Genomic DNA, 3,399 nt, shown 5'->3' with positions numbered 1-3,399 from the left:
CTTTTATTTGCCTGATGTCAGTGTCTGCGACAAACTCTGAACACGATTTTTGCTCAAGGGAAAATTATGCCGGAATTACCTGAGGTTGAAACCAGCCGCAGAGGGATTGAACCCTATCTTAAAGGCCACACAATACTGCATGCCATCGTGCGTAATCCGCGCCTGCGCTGGCCTGTCTCGGCGGAAATCTTAGCATTAAGCGATCAGCCGGTTCTGAGTGTGCAGCGTCGGGCAAAATATCTGCTGGTTGAGCTGCAAACCGGGTGGATCATTATTCATCTGGGTATGTCAGGGAGTTTGCGGGTATTGCCGGAAGAAACCGAAGCAGGCAAACATGACCACGTTGATCTGGTGATGGATACCGGCCATGTGCTGCGTTATACCGATCCGCGCCGTTTTGGTGCCTGGTTATGGTCTTCGGATCTGACTGCCAGCAATGTTTTAGCCCATCTGGGGCCGGAGCCGCTAAGCGAAGATTTCACGTCGGATTACTTGTGTGAGAAATCCCGCACGAAGAAATCCCCCATTAAGCCCTGGCTGATGGATAATAAACTCGTGGTTGGCGTAGGAAATATCTATGCCAGTGAATCTTTGTTTGTAGCGGGAATTTCCCCTGACCGGCCTGCACATTCACTCAAACGTGATGAGGCAGAGTTGCTGGTCAGAACCATCAAAGCGGTATTGTTGCGCTCTATTGAACAAGGCGGGACGACGCTGAAGGACTTTCTCCAGTCGGATGGGAAACCGGGATATTTCGCACAGGAATTGCAGGTATATGGAAGAGCGGGCGAGCCATGCCGGGCATGCGGTATGCCCATTGAAAGTAAGAAACAGGCGCAGCGCACCACATTTTTCTGCCCGCGCTGCCAGCGTTAATACCTGATTCAGGCGCTGATTTTTTCCATCAGTGCCTGTGTGATGATTTGCGGCAGGAAAGGCGCAATATCTCCACCGTGGCGGGCGACTTCTTTGACCAGAGATGAAGAAATAAACGACCATTCTTTTGACGGCATCATGAACACGCTTTCCAGCGTGGGCAGCAAATGCCGGTTCATGTTCGCCAGTTGCATCTCATATTCAAAATCAGACACCGCACGTAATCCGCGTACCAGCACGTTTGCGCCCTGAGCCCTGGCAAAATTTGCCATCAAATCGCTGAAACCAATGACATCAACGTTATCCAGATGGGATGTAACCTGAGTTGCCAGCGCCACGCGTTCATCCAGCGTGAACATCGGTTTTTTGCTTGGGCTGGCTGCAATTGCAAGAATGACATGGTCGAACATCTGCGCCGCACGGGTGACGATATCGAGATGCCCGTTGGTCATCGGGTCGAAAGTACCGGGATAAATTGCCTTAGTGCTCATAACGGCTCACTTTTGCAGTTGGTGGCTGAGCGCCCACAGGGCGGCATATTTATTGAATGTATATTGTGCATTGACGCCCGCCAGGATCAACCCCTGCTTTCCGTCCAGAAAACCGGCCCGCAGGATCCAGGTTTTGACGAATGCGCCCAGCGTATGGGAAATAATCGAGAAGAAGCTGCAACGGCGGCCTTGCTGATGGCGTTGCTCTGCCCATGCCTGCGCATAGCTGAGTTGTTTTCGCTGGAAACTGAAAAGGTCGCGACAGGTGAGGTGCAACAGGTCGCCTTGCAACGGAACGACAGTGGCATTCCCTGTGTTCAGTGATTCATGTACCCGATCGTCGTTATAGCTGAACGTTGAAGGATACAAACGGTTGACACGATCAGGATACCAGCCACTGTGACGCATGAATTTCCCGAGGAACAGGTTACTGCGTCCGAGGCTGTAAACGGTATTTTCCTGCGGGCAATTCAGCACATTTTCAATCGACTGACGCAACGGAGAGGATACACGCTCGTCGGCATCTATCATCAAAATATAGTCGCCTGTAGCATGGCTTTGCGCCAGCTGTCGCTGTTTGCCAAACCCCGGCCAGTCAGTGTTAAGGAATACTTTGGCGCCGAAGCTGCGGGCAATATCCTGTGTCGCATCGTTGCTGCCGGAATCGAGCAGAATTATTTCATCTGCCCAAGTCACTGACTCAAGGCATGCAGGTAATAAATCCCCTTCATTACGGGCAATCAGTACGACGGATAAACGTTTTTTATCAGTCATTAATGACTCCGGACAGGCAGATAAGGCTCCAGTAAATGCAGCAGGCGCTGTAAGGCTCCCTGATTTTGATGCAGAACTTCAACGGCGTGGCGACCGTAATACAAGCGATAATCTTCATCGGTCAGCAGTGTAGAAATTTCTTTCACCAGTGATGCGGTATCAGTGACTGTGATCAGACCGTCGTCCTGGGCCAGCTTGGCGCAGATATCTTTGAAATTGAAGGTATGCGGCCCCATGAGTACCGGAATGGCATGGGCTGCCGCCTCCAGCGGATTATGGCCTCCGCGATCGACCAGGCTGCCGCCGACAAAAGCCAGATCAGCAATGCCATACAGCAACATTAATTCACCCATCGTATCGCCGATCACCACCTGGGTGGCTGATGAAGGGACTTCACCTGAGCTACGCTGGATAAAAGAAAGGCCGGCTTTGCGCGTCAGCTCACAAGCAACCGGAAAACGTTCAGGATGGCGTGGAACCAAAATAAGCAGCAAGGTCGGATGTGCTTTCAGTAATTCTTTGTGCGCTTCCAGCAGCAAGGTTTCTTCCCCTTCATGCGTGCTGGTGGCGATCCACACCTGACGGCGTGACGCCCATTGGCTGCGCAGTGCAATGGCTTTTGCTGCCAGTTCCGGCGTAACCGAGATGTCGAATTTCAGGCTACCCGTCACCGCAAGCTGGTTGCGTTTTAACCCTAAGGACAGAAAGCGTTCACCATCTTCCTGATTCTGCGCCGCGATCAGGGTGATGCGTTGCAAAATGGTACGAATGAATTTGCCTAGCTTCTGATATCCCTTTGCCGAGCGGTCAGAGAGGCGGGCATTGGCTATCACCAGCGGAATCTGGCGACGATGCAGTGCGCTGATAAGGTTCGGCCAAAGCTCGGTTTCCATGATGATGACAAGCTTTGGGTTCACCTCATCCAGGAAACGATTTACCGAACCCGCCAGATCATAAGGCAGATAAACGTGGTGCACACCCTTACCAAAAGCGGACTGAACGCGCTCTGAGCCGGTCGGTGTCATGGTGGTGACGGTAATCGGCAAGGAAGGATAACGATGACGCAATGCGCGGACTAAAGGGATCGCGGCCAGCGTCTCTCCGACGGAAACGGAATGCAGCATGATGCCACCGGAGACAACCTTTCCCTTGCAGAAGCCATAACGTTCAGCCCAGCGTTTACGATAGGCCGGGGACTTGCGGCTGCGCAAAAGTAAACGGATCCAAATCAATGGCTGAATTAAATATATGATTATAT

At 52.0% G+C, this 3,399-nt stretch carries 4 protein-coding genes; 1 reads left to right on the top strand and 3 read right to left on the bottom strand.

What is annotated here, in order from left to right; genetic code table 11:
• Positions 1-66: 66 nt before the first annotated feature.
• Entirely contained in the window at positions 67-876 is an 810-nt protein-coding gene (gene mutM / locus J1785_RS02255; protein ID WP_217218714.1) for a bifunctional DNA-formamidopyrimidine glycosylase/DNA-(apurinic or apyrimidinic site) lyase, read from the top strand.
• 8 nt (positions 877-884) lie between these two features.
• Here the strand turns inward: mutM and coaD are convergent, their stop codons facing one another.
• The 3 genes from coaD to waaA are packed head-to-tail and all read right to left on the bottom strand — an operon-like array spanning position 885 to position 3,397.
• Positions 885-1,367, bottom strand: a complete 483-nt coding sequence (gene coaD / locus J1785_RS02250; protein WP_129955271.1) for a pantetheine-phosphate adenylyltransferase — start codon at positions 1,365-1,367, stop codon at positions 885-887.
• 6 nt (positions 1,368-1,373) lie between these two features.
• The gene (locus tag J1785_RS02245) at positions 1,374-2,141 is read right to left on the bottom strand and encodes a glycosyltransferase family 2 protein (protein WP_129955272.1); all 768 of its coding nucleotides are present in this window, start codon (positions 2,139-2,141) and stop codon (positions 1,374-1,376) included.
• Positions 2,141-3,397, bottom strand: coding sequence for a lipid IV(A) 3-deoxy-D-manno-octulosonic acid transferase (gene waaA / locus J1785_RS02240; protein ID WP_217218713.1), 1,257 nt, complete (start codon positions 3,395-3,397; stop codon positions 2,141-2,143). Before waaA ends, J1785_RS02245 begins: the two co-directional genes overlap by 1 nt.
• Positions 3,398-3,399: the final 2 nt, after the last annotated feature.

The organism is Rahnella perminowiae (genome assembly GCF_019049755.1).
Classification (GTDB): domain Bacteria; phylum Pseudomonadota; class Gammaproteobacteria; order Enterobacterales; family Enterobacteriaceae; genus Rahnella; species Rahnella perminowiae.
Note: the sequence above shows the minus strand (reverse complement) of the source record. Positions and strands in the feature narration are given on the sequence as shown.